The sequence below is a fragment of the Streptomyces sp. NPDC023723 genome, assembly GCF_040639815.1.
Taxonomy (GTDB): Bacteria; Actinomycetota; Actinomycetes; order Streptomycetales; family Streptomycetaceae; genus Streptomyces.
Genome location: NZ_JBFAAP010000029.1, coordinates 1 through 18,509 on the forward strand (window position 1 = coordinate 1; position 18,509 = coordinate 18,509).

At 73.2% G+C, this 18,509-nt stretch carries 18 protein-coding genes; 14 read left to right on the forward strand and 4 right to left on the reverse strand.

All coding sequences use genetic code 11. From position 1 onward, the window contains the following. The first annotated feature begins 351 nt into the window (after positions 1 to 351). Complete coding sequence (locus AB0G32_RS26015; RefSeq protein ID WP_361167904.1) at positions 352 to 783, forward strand: NfeD family protein; 432 nt, start codon at positions 352 to 354, stop codon at positions 781 to 783. Positions 784 to 786: 3 nt separating this feature from the next. Further along, complete coding sequence (locus AB0G32_RS26020) at positions 787 to 1,833, forward strand: SPFH domain-containing protein (RefSeq protein WP_361167907.1); 1,047 nt, start codon at positions 787 to 789, stop codon at positions 1,831 to 1,833. A 339-nt stretch (positions 1,834 to 2,172) separates the two neighbouring features. On the opposite strand, the gene AB0G32_RS26025 is transcribed toward AB0G32_RS26020, so the two are convergent. After that, on the reverse strand, positions 2,173 to 3,054 hold the full coding sequence (locus tag AB0G32_RS26025; protein WP_361167910.1) for an amidohydrolase family protein: 882 nt from the start codon (positions 3,052 to 3,054) through the stop codon (positions 2,173 to 2,175). A 189-nt stretch (positions 3,055 to 3,243) separates the two neighbouring features. Here AB0G32_RS26025 and AB0G32_RS26030 point away from each other — a divergent pair, with 189 nt between their 5' ends. From AB0G32_RS26030 to AB0G32_RS26085, 12 genes are all read left to right on the forward strand, one after another. Beyond that, entirely contained in the window at positions 3,244 to 3,945 is a 702-nt protein-coding gene (locus AB0G32_RS26030; RefSeq protein WP_361167913.1) for a FadR/GntR family transcriptional regulator, read from the forward strand. A 37-nt stretch (positions 3,946 to 3,982) separates the two neighbouring features. Further along, positions 3,983 to 5,053 carry an ABC transporter substrate-binding protein gene (locus tag AB0G32_RS26035; protein WP_361167916.1) on the forward strand — a complete coding sequence of 357 codons (1,071 nt, stop codon included), beginning with the start codon at positions 3,983 to 3,985 and terminating at the stop codon, positions 5,051 to 5,053. Between the two features lie 32 nt (positions 5,054 to 5,085). After that, entirely contained in the window at positions 5,086 to 5,859 is a 774-nt protein-coding gene (locus AB0G32_RS26040; RefSeq protein ID WP_361167919.1) for an ABC transporter ATP-binding protein, read from the forward strand. Further along, positions 5,856 to 6,758: an ABC transporter permease gene (locus tag AB0G32_RS26045; protein ID WP_361167922.1), complete on the forward strand. Its 903-nt coding sequence runs from the start codon at positions 5,856 to 5,858 to the stop codon at positions 6,756 to 6,758. The genes AB0G32_RS26040 and AB0G32_RS26045 overlap by 4 nt, the downstream gene beginning before the upstream one ends. A 94-nt stretch (positions 6,759 to 6,852) precedes the next feature. After that, positions 6,853 to 7,701 (forward strand): creatininase family protein, encoded by an 849-nt coding sequence (locus AB0G32_RS26050; RefSeq protein ID WP_361167925.1) that lies wholly within the window; start codon positions 6,853 to 6,855, stop codon positions 7,699 to 7,701. Then, a complete protein-coding gene (locus AB0G32_RS26055; RefSeq protein ID WP_361167928.1) occupies positions 7,698 to 9,119 on the forward strand; it encodes an amidohydrolase family protein in 1,422 nt (473 codons plus the stop codon). The genes AB0G32_RS26050 and AB0G32_RS26055 overlap by 4 nt, the downstream gene beginning before the upstream one ends. A gap of 79 nt (positions 9,120 to 9,198) precedes the next feature. Continuing rightward, complete coding sequence (locus tag AB0G32_RS26060) at positions 9,199 to 10,278, forward strand: acetamidase/formamidase family protein (RefSeq protein ID WP_361167931.1); 1,080 nt, start codon at positions 9,199 to 9,201, stop codon at positions 10,276 to 10,278. Continuing rightward, positions 10,275 to 11,864: an amidase gene (locus tag AB0G32_RS26065; protein ID WP_361167934.1), complete on the forward strand. Its 1,590-nt coding sequence runs from the start codon at positions 10,275 to 10,277 to the stop codon at positions 11,862 to 11,864. The genes AB0G32_RS26060 and AB0G32_RS26065 overlap by 4 nt, the downstream gene beginning before the upstream one ends. After that, positions 11,861 to 12,757 carry an isochorismatase family cysteine hydrolase gene (locus tag AB0G32_RS26070; protein WP_361167937.1) on the forward strand — a complete coding sequence of 299 codons (897 nt, stop codon included), beginning with the start codon at positions 11,861 to 11,863 and terminating at the stop codon, positions 12,755 to 12,757. The genes AB0G32_RS26065 and AB0G32_RS26070 overlap by 4 nt, the downstream gene beginning before the upstream one ends. After that, on the forward strand, positions 12,754 to 13,194 hold the full coding sequence (locus AB0G32_RS26075; RefSeq protein WP_361167940.1) for a cupin domain-containing protein: 441 nt from the start codon (positions 12,754 to 12,756) through the stop codon (positions 13,192 to 13,194). Before AB0G32_RS26070 ends, AB0G32_RS26075 begins: the two co-directional genes overlap by 4 nt. Before the next feature lie 209 nt (positions 13,195 to 13,403). Next, positions 13,404 to 14,801, forward strand: a complete 1,398-nt coding sequence (locus AB0G32_RS26080; RefSeq protein ID WP_361167943.1) for an MFS transporter — start codon at positions 13,404 to 13,406, stop codon at positions 14,799 to 14,801. Beyond that, positions 14,798 to 16,015 carry an FAD-dependent monooxygenase gene (locus tag AB0G32_RS26085; protein ID WP_361167946.1) on the forward strand — a complete coding sequence of 406 codons (1,218 nt, stop codon included), beginning with the start codon at positions 14,798 to 14,800 and terminating at the stop codon, positions 16,013 to 16,015. Before AB0G32_RS26080 ends, AB0G32_RS26085 begins: the two co-directional genes overlap by 4 nt. 36 nt (positions 16,016 to 16,051) lie before the next feature. Here AB0G32_RS26085 and AB0G32_RS26090 read toward each other — a convergent pair whose 3' ends face one another. The 3 genes from AB0G32_RS26090 to AB0G32_RS26100 are packed head-to-tail and all read right to left on the reverse strand — an operon-like array spanning position 16,052 to position 18,230. After that, positions 16,052 to 16,744, reverse strand: a complete 693-nt coding sequence (locus AB0G32_RS26090) for a response regulator transcription factor (RefSeq protein WP_361167949.1) — start codon at positions 16,742 to 16,744, stop codon at positions 16,052 to 16,054. Next, positions 16,741 to 17,961 carry a histidine kinase gene (locus AB0G32_RS26095; protein ID WP_361167952.1) on the reverse strand — a complete coding sequence of 407 codons (1,221 nt, stop codon included), beginning with the start codon at positions 17,959 to 17,961 and terminating at the stop codon, positions 16,741 to 16,743. The genes AB0G32_RS26090 and AB0G32_RS26095 overlap by 4 nt, the downstream gene beginning before the upstream one ends. Next, entirely contained in the window at positions 17,958 to 18,230 is a 273-nt protein-coding gene (locus AB0G32_RS26100; protein WP_361167955.1) for a hypothetical protein, read from the reverse strand. Before AB0G32_RS26100 ends, AB0G32_RS26095 begins: the two co-directional genes overlap by 4 nt. Positions 18,231 to 18,509: the final 279 nt, after the last annotated feature.

Below are 18,509 nucleotides of genomic sequence, written 5' to 3' on the forward strand. Positions count from 1 at the left end.
GGCCGGGGCCGCGTGCACGACCGCGCGGTGGCCCCGTGCCCGCCACCGTCCCTGCCGGTGCGCCGGACGGCGGCAGCGGCCGTCCGGTCCGGCCGACTCTGGCGGGGCCGCACCGCACCAGCCGCACCGAACATCGCCCATACGCGCAGATTACGCCCGAATCGTCGGGGTGGCGCACCCGGAACACCGGCCGCCGTCCGGTGCACCGCCTCCGGGTCGTGGCGCCACGGCAGGCGGTCGCCGCAACTGCGACCGTCCCTTCACTTCTCACCGCAGGAGAAGAAAGCCTAAAGTGAAGGAAAAGATCGAGCACCGAGTCTCGCGCATTCCCCGACCGGTGAGAGGCGCGTCATGGATCCCTGGCTGATCTGGTTGATCGTCGCGGCGGTTCTGGTCGTCGTGGAGATCTTTACGCTCACCGCCGCGCTCGGAATGCTGGGTGCCGCCGCATTGGTCACCGCCGGACTCGCGGCGATCGGGCTGCCGCTGCCTTTCCAGTTCCTGGCATTCGGCGTTCTCGCCGCCGCCAGCCTGTTGTTCGTCCGCCCCGTCGCACTGCGCCACATCGGCCAGCCGCAGGCGGCCCGCTTCGGCACCGACGCATTGGTCGGCAAACCCGCCAAGGTCCTTTCGGAGGTGACGGACGCCGACGGCCGGGTGCGTATCGACGGCGAGGAGTGGACGGCCCGCTCCTATGACGAAACCCTGGTGATCGCGGCCGGCGCGACCGTCGACGTCATCGAGATCAGAGGCGCCACGGCGCTCGTCTACCCCCGGGACTGAACGATGGATATCTCAGCTGCTCTGATCGCCGGCCTGATCGTCGCCGTCATAGTGATCTTCACTCTGGTCCGGGCGGTCCGTATCGTGCCGCAGGCGAGAGCGCGCAATGTCGAGCGCCTCGGCCGTTATCACCGGACGCTGACTCCCGGACTCAGCGTCGTCATTCCCTATATCGACCGGGTGCACCCGTTGATCGATCTGCGGGAACAGGTGGTGTCCTTCAAACCGCAGCCGGTCATCACCGAGGACAACCTGGTCGTCGAGATCGACACCGTCCTTTATTTCCAGGTCACCGATCCCCGGGCGGCGTTCTACGAGATCGCCAATTTCCTCCAGGGCGTCGAGCAGCTCACCGTCACCACTTTGCGCAATGTCGTCGGATCCATGGACCTGGAGAAGACGCTCACCTCGCGCGACACGATCAACAGCCAGCTCCGGGGCGTCCTGGACGAGGCCACGGGCAAGTGGGGGCTGCGGGTCAACCGGGTGGAGATCAAGGCCATCGACCCGCCGCAGTCCATCAAGGACGCGATGCAGAAGCAGATGCGGGCCGAGCGGGACAAGCGGGCCGCGATCCTCGGGGCCGAGGGGCAGCGCCAGTCGCAGATCCTCACGGCCGAGGGCGACAAGCAGGCCGCGGTGCTGCGGGCGGAGGGCAACCGGACGGCCGCGATCCTCCAGGCCGAGGGCCAGTCCCGGGCCATCGACGAGGTGTTCCAGGCCGTGCACCGCAACGACCCCGACCCGAAACTCCTCGCCTACCAGTACCTCCAGGCCCTTCCGCAGCTCGCCCAGGGCCAGGGCAACAACTTCTGGGTGATCCCCAGCGAGATCACCTCCGCGCTGCAAGGGGTGTCCCGGGCCTTCAGCGAGGTACTGCCGCCGTCCCCGGCCACCCGCGACAAGCCGGCCGACGGCGACACGTCCGCCCAGGCCGCGGACGACACGGCACGGGCCGCCGAGGCCGCCGCCGAGGCCCTCGCCGACGCGGCCAAGGCGGACGGCACCGCGCCGGCGGAACCCTTCCCCTCCGGTCGCCCGGGGACGTGACGGCGCCCGCGCGGGCCGGCGCGACCGTCCCACCGGACGCCGGCGTGCTTCGGGACCGGACGGCTCCCGCAGCGACCGGCGCGCACCCTGCCGAGGCCGCGACACACCGGCCCGGAGCACACCGCGCACGGTCGCCCCGCTTGGGCGCGGTGACGCGTATGCCGAGTACGGTCATCCGTGCATGGGCGCGGTGACGCGTATGCCGAGTACGGTCACCCGTGCATGGGCGCGCTGACCCGCACGTCGCGCACGGTCACCCCCCCCGCACGGGCGCGCTGACCCGCACGCCGCGCACGGTCACCCCCGCACGGCAGCGGTGACACCGCCCGGCAGCCCGGGTCAGCGCGGTGGCAGCCGGTAGAACGTGCCGGCGGTGTCCGCGAGGACCGCCTGCCGGTCCGCCTCGGGCAGCGGGGCGAGGAACTCCTCGACCGTCGCGGCCCACCGCTCCCAGCCGCCCGCGAGCACGCAGACCGGCCAGTCCGAACCGAACATCAGACGCCGCGGCCCGAACGCCGACAACAGGACCTCCCAGGCCGGCCGGATGTCCTCGGCGGTCCACCGGTGCCACTCCGCCTCGGTCACCAGACCGGACACCTTGCAGGTCACCTGCGGACGAGCGGCGAGCCGGCGGATGCCGTCGCCCCACGCCCGCAGCCCGGCACCGGAGCGCAGATCCGGCTTGCCGGCATGGTCGAGGACGAGCGGGAGACCGGGGAACCGCTCCGCCAGCCGCAGCACGCTCGGCAGCTGCGGGGCGCGGACCAGCACGTCGTAGGCGAGCCCCCGGTCCCGTACGGCGGCCAGGCCGTTCGCCACGTCCGGGCGTTGCAGCCAGCCGGGATCCCGCTCGTCCTGCACGAGGTGCCGGATCGAGCGCAGCCGGTCGCCGCCGGGTGCGGCGAGGAGTGCGTCGAGGTCGTCCCGCACGGTCGGCGCGGTGAGATCCACCCAGCCGACGACCGCGCCGACCAGTGGGTCCCGTTCCGCGAGGGCCAGCAGCTCCACCGTCTCGGCGACCGAGGCGACGCACTGCACGAGGACGGTACGGGTCAGCCGGCGGCCGGCCGGCCCCCGGCGCGCGGCGGTGCGCAGGTCGTCCATGCCGAACGAACGGCGGATCGGGGCGTGTTCCGGCGCGTCCAGCCAGGGCTGCGGGCGCCGGGACAGGTCCCAGACGTGGTGATGGGCGTCGACGAGGACGGTGCCGCGGGCGGACATGAGCGCTCCTTTGGAAGAGGGCGGGCAAGTGCTGGAGACGCCGCCCATGTTGCGGGCATGTGACCCGTGTAAACACCTGGTTCCCAGTTGCCGTGAAGTCTTCCGGCTGAAAACGATCGGCCGTACGTTCGCTTCATCGGATGGTCTGACCATCACACCCACCACAATCCCATGGTCGGAGGACCGGCGTTGGACGGTTTCGACGCGTTCGTGCGTCAGTCGATCAGTGTGAGCAGTGAGATCGTCGCCCACATCGAGACGCTGATCAGCAACGGCACCCTGGCCCCCGGCACCAAGCTCCCGCCGGAACGTGAGCTGGCGCGGGTGCTCAAGGTCTCGCGCGCCTCGTTGCGCGAGGCGATGCACGAGCTGGAGGCCAAGCGGGTCGTCGAGCGCCGGCCCGGCCGGGGCACCATCGTCCTGGAGGCACCCGCGCACGTCCGCGTCATGTACGAGGAGATGTCGGAGTCCGAGCGCACGCTGCGCGATGTCGCGGAGCTGCGCGAGACGATCGAGCCGAAGTTCGCACAGCTGGCCGCGGAACGGGCCACCCGGGCCAGTCTCTACGCCCTGGAACGCGTCCTTGAGACCAGCGCCCGCGAGCTGTCGCGGGAGCAGTCGCTGAAGGCCGACATCACCTTCCACATGCTGCTGGCCCAGGCCTCGCAGAACCCCCTGATGGTGGCCCTCAACTCACTGTCCAACCGCTGGACGGAGTCGGTGCGCGCCTACTCCCACGGTGACGCCGCGGCCCGGCGCTCCTCGCACCGCGGCCACCGTCTCATCCTCGACGCAGTACGGAGCGGCAATGGCGCCGCGGCCCGGGACGCGATGCTGGCGCACCTCGCCGACGTCGCGGTTCTCACGAAGAGCAGCCTGCCTTCGTTCTGATCCGGCTTCACCGGCCATTCCCGTGAAAGAGCACGTCATGACATCGAAGTTCCCGCGCGGGCGCGCCCGCCTGCCCCGCACCGCGACCGCCGCCGCGGCCGCCCTCATGGCCCTGGTCGCGGTCGCCGCCTGCGGCTCCGGCACCGGCTCCACGTCCGGCTCCGCCGCGAGCGGCGCCACCGCGTTCAAGGTGGTGCTGCCCTGGTACGCCGACGCCGAGGGCGGCGGCTTCTTCGCCGCCAAGTCCGAGGGCCTGTACGACGACCAGAAGCTCGACGTCACCCTCCAGTCCGGCGGACCACAGGTTTCGGCCACCCAACTCGTCGCCGCCGGACGGGCCCAGATCGGATTCGCCGACGCCGCCGGGGTCGTCCAGGCCCAGCAGCAGGGCATTCCGATCGTCGCGATCGGCGCCCTCTACCAGAACAATCCGGTCGGCGTGATGGTGCACGCGGACACCGGCATCACCTCCTTCGACCAGATGGACGGCAGGACCTGGGTCACCCAGACCGGTCAGCTCGGCCCGGCCTGGGTGAAGCGGCAGACCGGCATCGACTTCACCACGCAGGCCTACCAGGGCTCCATCGCCAACTTCCTGAAGAAGGACGACCTGGTCCAGCAGGGCTGGCCGACCAACGAGGCATACCAGGCCCAGAAGTCCGGCGTGCAGGTCAACTTCGTCCCCTTCTCGGACTCCGGCTACAACCCCTACAACGACGTCTTCTTCACCTCCGAGTCCTACCTCAAGAGCCACCGCGAGGAGCTGACGGCCTTCCTCGCGGCGAGCATGCGGGGCTGGCAGGACTACATGGGCGACGTGAGCGTGGCCAAGACCGCCAACGCCGCCATCCTCGAGGCCAACGACCAGCAGACCAGCCAGAGCGTCTGGTACGCCTGGGACAAGCAGCGCGAATACGTCGTCGCCGGCGACGGCGAGCAGCGGCTCGGCGCGATGACAGCCGCCCGCTGGAACACCCTCATCAGCCAGATGAAGCAGCTCGGCCAGCTCAAGACCACCCCGAAGGCGTCCGACCTCTACGACGCCTCGCTGCTGCCGAAGGTCGCCGCGCCGTCCTCGCTGCCCGCCGCGCCGGACGGCTCCTACTGAGCGGGCGCGGACATCCGGAAGGAGTGACCCACATGAGTACAGCCCCCGTCGAAACCCCCGCCACCGGCCTCGGCCCGCTGGTCGACTTCACCGGCGCCGACAAGGTCTACGGCAGTGGCCTGCGGGCCCTGGCCCCCATCGACCTGCGGCTGCCCCGCGCCGAGATCACCGTGCTGGTCGGCCCCTCCGGCTGCGGCAAGTCCACACTGCTGCGGATGGCGGCCGGCCTGACCACCCCGACCAGCGGCGCCATGACCCGCCGTACCGAACGGATGTCGTACGTCTTCCAGGACCCGACGCTGCTGGCGTGGCGGTCGGTCCGGGCCAACGTCGAACTGGTCGCCAGGCTCCAGGGCGTGCCGAAGGCCGAGCGCCGGGAGCGGGCCCGCAAGGCGATCGACCTGGTCGGCCTCCAGGGCTTCGAGAAGGCGTATCCGCGGGAACTGTCCGGCGGCATGAAGATGCGCGCCTCGCTCGCCCGGTCGCTGACCAGCGATCCCGAACTGCTGCTGATGGACGAACCGTTCGCGGCGCTGGACGAGTTCAACCGGGAGAAGATGGGCGCCGAGCTGATCCATCTGTGGCGTACCCGCCAGGTCACCGTCATGTTCGTCACGCACTCCATCCCCGAGGCGGTCCGGCTCGGTCACCAGGTCGCCGTGATGGGCACCCGGCCGGGCCGCGTGATCGAGGTGTTCCGCTCGCCCAGCCCGCCCACCACCGACCCCGGCGCGCCGCGCGACGAGGCGGCGCTGCGGGACCTGCGTACCGAGATCTCGACCGTGCTGGGAGGTGCCGGGACATGACAGCCATCGACACGGCGAAGACCGCGGCGAAGAGCGCCTCGAAGGCCGCCGCGAGGACAGATACGGCGGCGACCGGGCCGGAGCCGGGCGGCGGGCCGGCGGGGCGGCGCGGGCGGACGCCGGCGCTGCGGACCGTGCTGCCGCCGCTGGGCGCTCTCGTCGTCATGATCGCGCTGTGGCAGCTGGTGATCGTCGCCTTCGACGTCCCCGGCTACATGCTGCCCTCGCCGGCGACGATGCTGGACACCGTCACGGGCGAGTTCGACTGCGTCCTCACCCCGACCTGGGTGACGCTGCGCGAGTCGGTGCTGGGCTTCCTGATCGCCGGTGCGGTCGGGGTGGCCAGCGCGCTGGTGATGGGCCGCTGGCGGCTGATGGAACGCAGCCTCTACCCGTATCTGATCCTGCTCCAGACCATCCCGATCGTGGCGGTGGCGCCGCTGTTCGTGGTCTGGCTCGGCCCGGGCATGGCGACCAACACCCTGGTGGCGGCGATGATCGCGCTGTTCCCGGTGGCCGCCAACACCCTCCAGGGACTGAAGTCCGTCGACCGCAACCTGGTGCAGCTGTACTCGATGGCCGGTGCCCCCGCCCGGGTCCAGCTGCTGTTCCTGCGGCTGCCGGGCGCGCTGCCGGAGATCCTGACCGGGCTGCGGGTCGCCGCCGGCGCCTCGGTGATCGGCGCGATCGTCGGCGAGTTCGTGGCCGGGGTCGGCGGCGGCGCGGGCGGCCTCGGCTATGTCATCACCGAGAGCGCGGTGCAGTTGCGCACCCCGCAGCTGTTCCTCGCGGTGCTCGGCGCGAGCGTCGTCTCGCTGCTGCTGTTCGGTGCCGTCGTCGCTGCCGAAAGGTTTCTGCTCGGCAAGTGGCACGAGTCGGCGCTGCCCACCGACGAGTGAGCCGACCCAACCGACGCGGGTGACCCGTCCCCCTTACGGGTGACCCGTCTCGCCTACGAGTGACCCGCCCCCCTACGAGTGACCGGGAGTCACCATGACCAACGACCGCCGGCTGTGGGCCGACCTCACCACCGAGGACGTGGCGGACCTGGCCAAGGACCGCACCGTGGTGGTCCAGCCGATCGGCGCCGTGGAACAGCACGGCCCCCATCTGCCGCTGATTACCGACGCGTTGACCGCCGAGACCATCGCCCGCACCGCCGTCCGGCGGCTCGGCCCCGACTCCGGCACCTGGGTGCTGCCGACCCTGCACTACGGCAAGTCCACCGAACACCTGGGCAGGCCCGGCACCATCGCCATGTCGGCCAACACCCTGCTGTCGGTCTGTCTGGACCTCGGTGAGTCGCTCGCCGCCTGCGGGGTGCGCAAGCTGGTCTTCGTCAACGGCCACGGCGGCCAGCCCAGCCTGCTCGACGTCGTCTCCCGCGACATCCGGCACCGCTTCGGCCTGGAGGTCTTCTCCCTCATGCCGTCCCGGTTCGGTCTGCCGGACGGCGTCGAGGACCCCGACCCGTTCGGCATCCACGGCGGTTTCGTGGAGACCTCCCTGGTCATGGCGATCGCGCCCGAACTGGTCCGGCTGGACCGGGCCGTCGCCGACGGACTGGCGGCCGGCGCGTTCTACCGGGCCCAGCGGCACCTGACCCTGGAGGGCGTGGTGCCCACCGCGTGGCTCATCGACGACGTGTCCGCCTCGGGCGTCGTCGGCGATCCCACCGGCGCCGACGCCAGGACCGGCGAGCTGCTGCTGGACCACTGGAGCGGCCTGCTCGCCGAAGCGCTCACCGAGGTACGGGACTTCGCGTTCCCCCGGCTCGCGGAACCGCTGCCCGCACCGCTCGGCGGACCACTCCCCGTGCCGCACGACGGAAGCACCGTATGACGGCCGCGCTCACCGTCACCGGCGGGCTGCTGCTGACCATGGCCGACGGACAGGAGCCGTTCACCGGCTGGCTGACGGCCGGCCCGGACGGCCGGATCACCGGCCTCGGTCCCGGCGAACCACCGGCCCGCGAAGGCACCGTGCTCGACGCGCGGGGGAAGATCATCGCCCCCGGGTTCGTCTCCGCCCACAGCCATCTGCACACCTCCGGACTGCGCGGACTGGCGGCCGGCGAGACGCTCTACCCCTGGGTGCGCGCCAACAACGAGATCCTGCTCGGCGCCGGCGCCGAGGACATGTACTGGTTCGCCCTGCACGGCTGCCTGGACTTCGTCGGCAACGGCATCACCTCGGCGTACAACTTCGCCCAGAACCGGGTGCTGTGGCTGTACGACCAGCACACGCACCGGGACGTGCCGGGCGCCGTGCACGCCGAGGAGTTCCTCACCCGGCAGTTCGACGCGGCCGCCGACTCCGGGCTGCGGGTGATGACCGCGATCCGTCTGGACGACGAGCACTTCGGCCCGGACCGGGCGCGGGCCGGTTTCGACCGGATGGCCCGCGAGGCCCGTGAGCGCACCCCGGCCGACACCTTCCTCGGCGTCTCCGTCTACGGCTCCGTGCAGTGGTCGTCCGCAGCCCGCACCGCCGTCCTGGAGGCCGAGACGATGCGCCGGCACGGCATCCCGAACCAGGCGCACTTCGTGGAGACCACCGAGAACATCGAGGCCCAGCGCGCCAAGTTCGCCTGGTACGCCGAGGCCGGGGCGCTCGGCCCGGACATGCTGTTCGGGCACTTCGTGCACCCCACCGACGCGATGCTGGACGCGGTCGCCGACAGCGGCAGCGCCGTGGTGTGGCAGCCCGCCTCCAACGGGCGGCTGGGCTCCGGGTTCGCCGACATCGTCCGCTACCGCGAGCGCGGCGTCCGGGTCGGCATGGGCCTGGACGACCAGTCCTGCACGGACGTCTCCGACCCCTTCCAGAACATGCGGATCGGCCTGTACGCGCTGCGCGCCGCGCACCGTCGGGCGTCCGTCATGATGCCCAGGGAGGTGCTGCGCATGCACACCCTGGGCGCGGCCGAGGTGCTCGGCGCGGACGACCGGATCGGCAGTCTGGAGCCGGGCAAGTACGCCGACTTCCTGGTCGTCGACCCGGCCGACCCGGACACCGGACCGCTGTGGGACGCCTACGCCGGATATGTGCTGGCCTGCGGACCGCGCAACCTCAAGGAGGTCTGGATCGGCGGCCGCCGGGCCGCCGTCGACGGTCGCCCGAGCCATCCCCGGGCGGCCGAGACCGGACCCGAACTGCACACCCGGATGACCCGCGCGGCCCATGACCGCGGACTGCCCGCACCCGTCCTGACCACCGTCGCGCCGCTCTCCCGCACCACCACCGGGACGACCGCATGAGCCCATTCCGCACCCCGCCACCCGCCACTGAACCACCCGCCGCACCCCGCCGCCCCCCGCTGAACCACCCGGAGGAACGATGACCACCGCGGTACGCCGGCATCTCGGTGCCACGGTCGCCACCACGCTGTGGGGCCGGCTGCCCTGCGCCGACGACCCGCCGGTCCTCACCGTCGAGCCCGGCGAACGGGTCTGCCTGGACACCGTCAGCCACGAGGGCATCCTGGAGGACCAGGGTCGCGACCCGGTCGCCTTCTTCGCCGGACACGGGGTGCCCCGCGAGGACGTCCTGGCCGACGCCGTCGCGATCGCCGCGCACGGCGCGCACACCCCCGCCGACGGCCCGCACGTGGTGACCGGACCGATCGAGGTGAGCGGCGCCGAACCCGGCGACTACCTCGTCGTGCACGTCGACGAACTCCTCCCGCGCACCGCCTACGGAGTGATCTCCAGCCGGCACGCCAAGGGACTGCTCCCGGACACCTTCCCGCTCGACTCCCCGCTGACCAGCGTCTTCTGCTCGGTCCTCGGACTGGACGCGCCCGGCCAGGCCGCCGCCCTGGCCACCCTGCCGCTCACCCCCGGCGGTACCGGCCGCCCGGTCCGCTTCCCCATCGCGCCGTTCCTCGGCGTGATGGGCGTGGCGACCCCCGGCCCGGGCCGGCTGCACTCCACCCCGCCCGGCCTGCACGGCGGCAACCTCGACATCTCGCTGCTGGGCGAGGGCAGCACCCTCTACCTGCCCGTCCAGGTGCCGGGCGCCGGGTTCTACGCCGGCGACCCGCACCTGGCCCAGGGCAACGGCGAGGTGTCACTGACGGCCCTGGAGGCACCGCTGCGGGCGACCCTGACGTTCGACGTGCTGCCGAAGGCACGGGCCGCCGAACTGTTCGGCGCGGCCCGCGGACCCGTGGTGCGCACCCCGCGGTTCCTGGTCCCCACCGGTCTCGACCCCGACCTGGACGAGGCGGTCGCCGCCTGCGCCCGCAACGCCCTGGAGGTGCTGGGCGCCTCCTTCGGCATGGACCGGGAACTGGCCTACGCCTATCTGAGCGCGGCCACCGACTTCGACATCTCGCAGGTCGTGGACGTCGTCAAGGGCGTCCACGCCCGGATCAGACTCTCGGACTTCGCCCTGGTGGAAGGAGGCGCGTGGTGACGGACCAGCCCCGGGCCTGCGAGGTGCACGCCCCCGAGGGAGTGCCGGCCGGCCTCCTGGCCGCCTTCTGGCGCTACGACGCGGCCCTGCTCGCCAACGACCGCACCACCCTCGACGCGCTGTTCATGCCGGGCCCGCACACCCTGCGCGGTGACGGCCGGGCGCTGCTCGTCGGCCACGACGCGATCGCCGGGTTCCGCTCCGCGCGGGCCCGGATCCCCACCCGCGCCGTCGTCGCGCTCCATGTCCAAGTCATCGCCCCCGACGCCGCGTTGGTGCTGGCGAGCACCCGGGACGGCGCCGCCACCGGACTCCAGACGCAGCTGTGGCGGCTGGCCGACGGCGCGGGCTGGCTGGTGTCCGCCGCGCACGTGAGCCTGCCGTCCGCCCCGCCGCCACCGCCCGCCTTCGACCGTACGGTCTGGCGGGTGGTCGGCGATCCGCTGCTGCCCGCCACCGCGCCCGGCCCGCTCGACGCGCTCGGCGTCGCCGTCAAGGACCTCTTCGACGTCGCCGGACACCCGGTCGGCGGGGGAGTGCCGGCGTGGCTGGCCGGACAGCGGCCCCGCACCAGCAGCGCCCCGGCCGTCGCCGCGCTGCTCGGCGCCGGCGCCCATGTCGTCGGCATCGCCCGCACCGACGAGTTCGCCTACAGCCTGGCCGGGGACAACGCCCACTACGGCACACCGCCCAACCCGGCCGCGCCGGACGGCGTCAGCGGCGGGTCGACCAGCGGCCCGGCCGCCGCCGTCGCCCTCGGCCAGGCGGACGTGGGGCTCGGCACCGACACGGCCGGCTCGATCCGGGTCCCGGCCTCCTACCAGGGCCTGGTCGGACTGCGCACCACCCACGGCGCCGTCACCGCCGCGGGTGTCCTGCCGCTGGCCCCGTCCTTCGACACCGTCGGCTGGCTCACCCGGGACGTCGTCACCAGCGCGGCCGTCGCCCGCGTCCTGCTCGGCCCCGCGGGCGCGCGGACGCCGGCCGTCCGCCGCACGGTGCGGCTGCCGGTGGTGGAGGCGCTGGCCGGACCGGAAGTCCGCGAGTCCTTCGGCACCACCGTCCGCGAACTGACCGGCACCGGCGCGCTGCCGCCGGCCGAGACCGAGGACCTCCCTAGCGAGCTGCTGGAACACTGGTTCACGGCGTTCCGCACCGTCCAGGCGTGGGAGGCGTGGCAGGCGCACGGCGCCTGGATCACTGCCCACCCGGGCACGCTCGGCGCCGCCGTCGGCGGCCGGTTCGCGCAGGCCGCCGAGGTGACCGAGGCCGAGGCGGGGGACGCCCGGAAGGTCGTCGCCGAGGCCCGGGAGGAGCTGTGGGCCCGGCTGGCCGGGAGCGTGCTGGTGCTCCCCTCGGCGTCCGGCCCGGCGCCGTCCCGCGGCGCGACCGGCGCGCGCATCGAGGCGGAACGGGCGGCGACCCTGCGGATGACCTGCCTGGCGGGACTCGCCGGCGCGCCCGCCCTGTCCCTGCCGCTGCTGCGGCTGCCGGACGGCCGCCCGGCCGGTGTGTGCCTGCTGGGCCCGCCCGGCGCCGACCACACCCTGCTGGCCCTGGCCGCCGCCTTGGAGGAACGCCGATGAGTACGAACGAGACGGCGCCGGCCGGGAGCCACACGCCGGTGCGCCCGACCGGAACGGCGACGAACACGCCGACGAACACGCCGACCAACCAGGGGACGGCGGACGGCCGTGCCCCGCTGCGGCACCGCAACCGCTGGCAGTTCCCCGGCGACGCCGTGGACCTGCACCGGCCGCCCCGGCCCGCCCGCACCGCCCGGCTGCCCGCCGCGCCCGCCCCGCTGATCCTCGACCCGACGCGCACCGCCCTGGTGCTGGTGGACCTCCAGAACGACTTCTGCGCCCCGGACGGCTGGCTGGCCGGCATCGGCGTCGACGTGTCGGTACTGGCACCGGCCCTCGCGCTGAGCGCCCGGGCCGTCGAGGGCGCCCGCGCGGCCGGCGTACCCGTCCTCTGGCTGAACTGGGGCAACCGTCCCGACCAGGCCAATGTCCCGCCGGGCGTGGCCCACGTCTACGACCCGCGCGGCACCGGCCAGGGCATCGGCTCGCGCACCGCGCCCTCCGGCGCCCCGGTGCTGACCAAGGACAGCTGGGGCGCGGCCCTGACCGACGGCCTGCCGGCCGAACCCGGCGACCTGCACATCGACAAGTACCGGATGAGCGGCTTCTGGGACACCCCGCTGGACAGCGTGCTGCGCAACCTGCGCGTCGACACGCTGCTCTTCGCCGGCGTCAACTCCGACCAGTGCGTGTACGCCACGCTCGTGGACGCCGCCTGCCTCGGCTACGACGTCGTGCTGCTCACCGACGCGTCGGCGACCACCTCACCGTCCTACTGCCACGACGCGACGCTCTACAACGTCCGCCAGTGCTACGGCTTCACCGCCACCACCCCCGATCTGCTGGACGCCCTGGCCGGCGCCGGCCCCCTCACCCCGAAGGACACCGTATGAGCACCCCGCCCACCGTGCGCCGCCTGGACCAGGCCGTCCCCCGGCTGATCTCCCCCGCCGACACGGTGAAGCTGGCCCTGCTGGCCGGCCCCGACGACAACTCGCCGGCCAGCGTCTTCTACGAGGTGTGGGAGCCGGGCGGCGCCCAGCCCGACAACTCCCACCCCGACTCCACCGAGATCTTCGTGGTGCTGGCCGGACACGGCACCGCGCACAGCGACGAGCACTCCGTGCCGCTCGGCCCCGGCGATGTGCTGGTGCTGCCGCCGGGCTCGGTGCACCGCATCGAGAACACCTCACCGGCGGAGCGGATGTACACCGTCACGATCATGGCGGAGGACGGCGGCGCGATGCCCGGCGGCTTCGCCGCCCTGGTCGCCGCCGGCACCCCGGTCGCATGGGACGGCGCCGACCGGGCGGTACTGGGCGGCAGTTGAGCACGTCCAGTACCCGGCCCCTCCCGGTGCGGGCCGGCCCGTAGTGCACAGGCACCAGGGCCGGTGAGGGGCTGGTCCGGCCGCACCAGGTGCGTACGGCAGCGCGGGACGATGCCCGGCGGGGGCGCCGCGGAGGAGTCTCGAAGGCACGTGCAATCGCGCGTTCCTCTCCTCGGCAGGCATGCCGTACCAACGCTGGAAGGACATCCATGTCCGAAGCCGTGCTGTCCCCGGTCCGTATCGGGCGGCTGCCGATCGGCGCCCTCGGCCTCCTGGCCCTCGCCCTCGGCACCTTGCAGTCAGTGGTGGAGCCCGCGCTCCCGCTGCTCCAACGGGAACTGGGAGTCAGTCCCGCCGAAGGCGCACTGGTCGCCAACACGCTGCTCATCACCGGCGCGGTCCTCACCCCCGTCGTCGGCAAACTCGGCGACCGCCACGGCGGCAAGCGGGTGCTGCTGTGGCTGATGGCCGTGGTCTCGGCCGGCGGTCTGCTGGCCGGCCTGGCGCCGAACCTGCCGGTCCTGCTGCTCGGCCAGGTCCTCCAGGGCGCCATGGTGGGCGCGCTGCCCCTCTCCTTCATCCTGGTGCGCAAACACCTCCCGGCCGGGGCCGGGCAGGTGGCGATCGGAGTGGTCGTCGCGCTGTTCACGGGCGGCGGCATGGTGGGCACGACGGTCGCTGGACCGATCGCACAAGCACTGTCCTGGCACTGGATGTTCGCGCTGCCGACGATCGTGATCATGGCGGCGACCCTGGTGGTGACACGGCTGATGCCGCATGATCCGCCCGCCCGGTCGGACGCCAGGATCGACTGGCCCGGCGTGCTGCTGCTCAGCGGCACGCTGCTCGCGCTCATGCTCGGGCTGGTGACGGTCACGAGGGACGGCGGCCTGCCGCCCCTCGCGGCCGGTGCCCTCGCGCTGGCCGTGGCCGGCCTCGCGACCGGCTGGGTCGTCGTCGAGCGCCGGGCGGTCGCGCCGATGGTCGATCTGCGCATGCTGGCGAAGCCCGCGATGTGGCACGCGTGCGTGTTCACCCTGGTCATCACCGCAAGTTCGGGGATGGTGCTCTTCCTGCTGCCGCAACTGTTCGCGACCTCGGGCGGCGGCTACGGCTTCGGCGCCGACACCACCGACATCGGACTGCTCCTGCTGCCCGGCGCCGTCGCCGGGGCGCTCAGTGATTCGGTCGGCGGGATCGCGGCGCGGCGTTTCGGCCCGCGGGCCGTGGTCGTCGCGGGCACCGTCGTCACGGCGGCCACGCTGCTGGTGCTGGCGGCGGTGCACACCGCGGCCTGGCAACTGGCCCTCGCGAAGGTGCTGACCGCGTTCGCGGCGGGCGTCGGCACCACCGCGTTGCTCGCCGGCACCGCCACCACCGTCGAGACCGAGGACACCGGCATCGCCACCAGTCTGCTGGTGGTGACCCGGGTGATCGGCATCGCCCTGGGCGTCCAGCTCGGCGGGGCGATCCTCGCGGCCGGCGCCGACCCGTTGACGGACCGGCCGGCCGAGTCGGCCTTCGTCACCGGCTTCGCCGTGGCCGGTCTCGTCGCCGCGCTGTCCCTGTTCGTCGTCCGTCTCACCAGGAAGGAAGTCCAGGCATGACCACGCCTGCGAACCCGAGCAGTACCGCGAAGCGTAGTGTCCTGATCTCCGGAGCCAGTGTCGCCGGTCCCGCGCTGGCGTACTGGCTGCACCGGGCCGGATTCGCGGTCACCGTGGTGGAGAAGGCGACCGCGCCGCGCGCCGGCGGTTACCCGGTCGACGTCCGCGGCACCGCGACGGAGGTGGTCCGGCGGATGGGGATACTGCCGCGGCTGCGGGACGCGCACATCGACGTCCGCCGCTGCACCTTCCTCGACGCCGGCGGCGGCGTGATCGCCTCGGTCACCCCGAGCGCCGTGGCCGGCGGCGTCGCGGGCCAGGACCTGGAGGTGCGGCGCGGGGACCTGACCGCGAGCCTCTACGCCGCGGTCCGCGACGACGTGGAGTTCCTGTTCGGCGACCGCGTCGACACCCTCGACCAGTCCCAAGGGGCGGCCGACGTCACCTTCCGCAGCGGGCGGCGGCGTACGTTCGACCTGGTGGTCGGCGCCGACGGCATGCACTCCGCCACCCGCGAGGCACTGTTCGGCCCCGAGGAACGGTTCCACCGCTACCTCGGCCACTGCTTCGCCCTGTTCACCATGCCGAACACCGCCGGCCTCTCCCACGAGCTCATGATGTGGAACACCCCGGGCAGGGCCGCCGCGCTGTACGCGGTCGGGGACCGCGACGAACTGCACGCCTTCCTGACCTTTCACCGGCCGCACCAGCCGGTCGACGTCCTGCGGGACCCCGACGCCCAGCGCGACCTGGTCGCCACCACCTTCGCGGACGCCGGCTGGGAGGTCCCGGGCATGCTCGACGCCATGCGCGACGCGGACGACCTGTTCTTCGACACCGCCGGACAGATCCGCATGCCGCACTGGTCCAGCGGCCGGACAGCGCTCGTCGGCGACGCCGCGTACGCGCCGTCCTTCCTCACCGGCCAGGGCACCAGCCTCGCCCTGGTGGGTGCCTACATGCTGGCCGATGCCCTGGCCACGCACCGGGACCACACCGCGGCCTTCGCCGCCTGCGAACGCGGTCTGCGCGAGTTCGTGGCCATGAACCAGGCCCTGGTCGACAACGGCGGGGCCACCCTCTTCCCCACCACGGAGCGGGCGTTGAAGCGACGCAACACGATGCTGCGCGGCCTTGTCACGCTGCCCTCCGGGACGCCCCGGCCGGCCCACTCGGCCCTCACCCTGCCCGACTTCGCCGCCGTCCGGCGTTGACGTAGCGGGGAGCCACCGCAGGGACCCGGCGGCGGACTACGGCAGGAGGTCCGTGCCGCCGTCGGGGGCGGCGCGGGCCAGGCCCGTCCGGTAGGCGATGACGACGAGCTGCGCCCGGTCCCGGGCGTCCAGCTTCGTCATGGCGCGCTGCACATGGGCGCGGACCGTGAAGGGGCTGAGGAACATCCGCTCGGCGATCTCCTGGTTGGACAGGCCGGTCGCGACCAGGGCCACCATCTCGCGTTCGCGCGGGGTGAGCACGGCGAGCCGCTCGGAGTGCCGCGAGGGGGTGTCGTCCGGGGTGGCCAGGAAACGGGCGACCAGGGAGCGGGTCGCGGCGGGGGAGAGCAGGGTGTCGCCGGCGGCGATGGTCCGCACCGCGTCCGCCAGGTCCGCGGCCCCGATGCCCTTGCCGATGAAGCCGCCGGCCCCCGCGCGCAGCGCCTGAGCGACGTACTCGTCGGTCTCGTAGGTGGTGAGGATCAGGATGCGGCTGGCCCGCAGTTCAGGGTCCGCGCAGATCTGCGAGGTGGCGGTGAGGCCGTCCACCTCGGGCATCCGGATGTCCATGACCACCACGTCCGGGCGCAGTTCCCGGGTGAGTCGCACCGCCTCCCGGCCGTCGCCGGCCTCGCCGACCACGGTGATGTCGTCGGCGCTGTCGAGCAGCATCCTGAACGCGCCCCGCAGCAGGGCCTGGTCGTCGGCGAGCAGCACACGCAGTGTCACGGGGTGTCCTTGGCGGGCGGGAGCGGCAAGTGGGCGGAGACGAGGAAACCGCCGTCCGGGCGGCTGCCCGCGGAGAGCTGTCCGCCGACCGCGGTGGCACGTTCCCGCATCCCGATCAGACCGTAACCGGGCGGACGGTCCGGCCCCGCACCCGGCCCCGCGGCCGGCCCTCCGGGGGCGCCCGGGCCGTCGTCGGCGACGGTGATGGTCACGCGAGCACAGCTCCACCCGAGAACCACCCGCGCACTGCCGGCACCGGCGTGCTTGGCCACGTTGGTCAGTGCCTCCTGGACGATGCGGTAGGCGGTGAGGTCCACCCCGGGCGGCAGTGGCCTGGCCGTGCCTTCCTGACGCAACGTCACCGCCAGGCCCGCCCGGCGGAAGGTCTCCAGGAGGGCGGGCAGCCGGGCCAGCCCGGGTGCCGGTTCGGCGGGCGCGGCCGGGTCCCCGGACTGACGCAGCAGACCGACCGTGGCCCGCAACTCGTCGAGCGCGTGGCCGGTGGTCTCGACGAGTTCGCCGAGGCTCTTGCGGGTCTGCTCCGGTCGGGTGTCGAAGAAGTGGGCGGCGACCGTGGCCTGCGCGTTGGCCAGGGTGATCTGATGGGCCACGAGGTCGTGCAACTCCCGGGCGATGCGCACCCGTTCCTCGGCCACCCTGCGGCGCGCCTCCCGCTCCCGGCTCTCCTCGGCCCGCCGGACCCGCTCCTCCACCGCCGCCAGGTAGGCCCGCCGGTTGCGCACCGAGTGACCGAGTACGCCGGCCATCAGCGGGAACACCGCCACCGACGCCATCCTGCTCGCGTCCTGCCACGACAGGCCCCCGGACAGCGGGGTGGCGGCGGCCAGCAGCACCGCGGCGCTCAGCGACACCGCGCCCGCCGCGCGCCGTTCGGTGCGCGCGGCGAGCGTGCAGGAGTAGGCGGCGAACACGGCGGGGGCCATGCTGAGCGGGCTCAGCAGAAGACCCACGGGCTGCACCAGCACACCGACCCCGGTGGTGCCCGCCAGGGCGGCCACCGGTGCCCGGTGCCGCGCCGGCAGCACCGCACAGGACATCACGGCGACTACGTAGGCGACGGCGGACGGCGGTGCCAGCGTGTCGTCGACCTGCACCACGCCGCCGAGCAGACAGAGCACGAACGCCGTCGCCGTGACCGCCGCCTCCCGCCACCACGCGCCGCGCGGTCGCGGGCCACCGCCACCCGGGTCCGTCATGGCCGGCTCAGCCCCGGCCTGTTCAGTGCCTGACCCTCGATGTCCATGTTCGGCAGCACACGTTCAGGATAGGCGGCACCAACCAGGCCCGGTGGGGCGGTGGCCGACGCGATCTGGTCGCCGCCGGCCGACGCGCCGAGCGTGTGCTGGACCGCCGCCCGGTTCTCCCGGTCCGTCCCCCGCCGCCCGTCCGGTGCCCGGAACAGCGGACGGGCCTGCAACCGGGGCCCGAAGGCCCGCCGTCCGCCCCGGTAACGGTAGGTCGCCACGTGCTGATCACTCCAGACACCGCTGGGCGGTGGACGAGGGGAACGCGCGGGTCCGCGCGCCTCCCACCCTCCCCTCGGACGCCCCGCCGGGCATCGTCCTCCGCCGCCGTCCTGCCCTGGTGCACGCGGACCAGCCGTCCACCTGTCCTGGTGCCTGCGCACCAGGCACCACGGACCCGACTCGGGCCGACGGCGGTGGATCGGCCGGGGCGGCACGACCGGACAGGCCGCCCCCAGTCCGAGATCGTGCCTCCGGCAGGCCAGGGCCGTGGGGAAGGG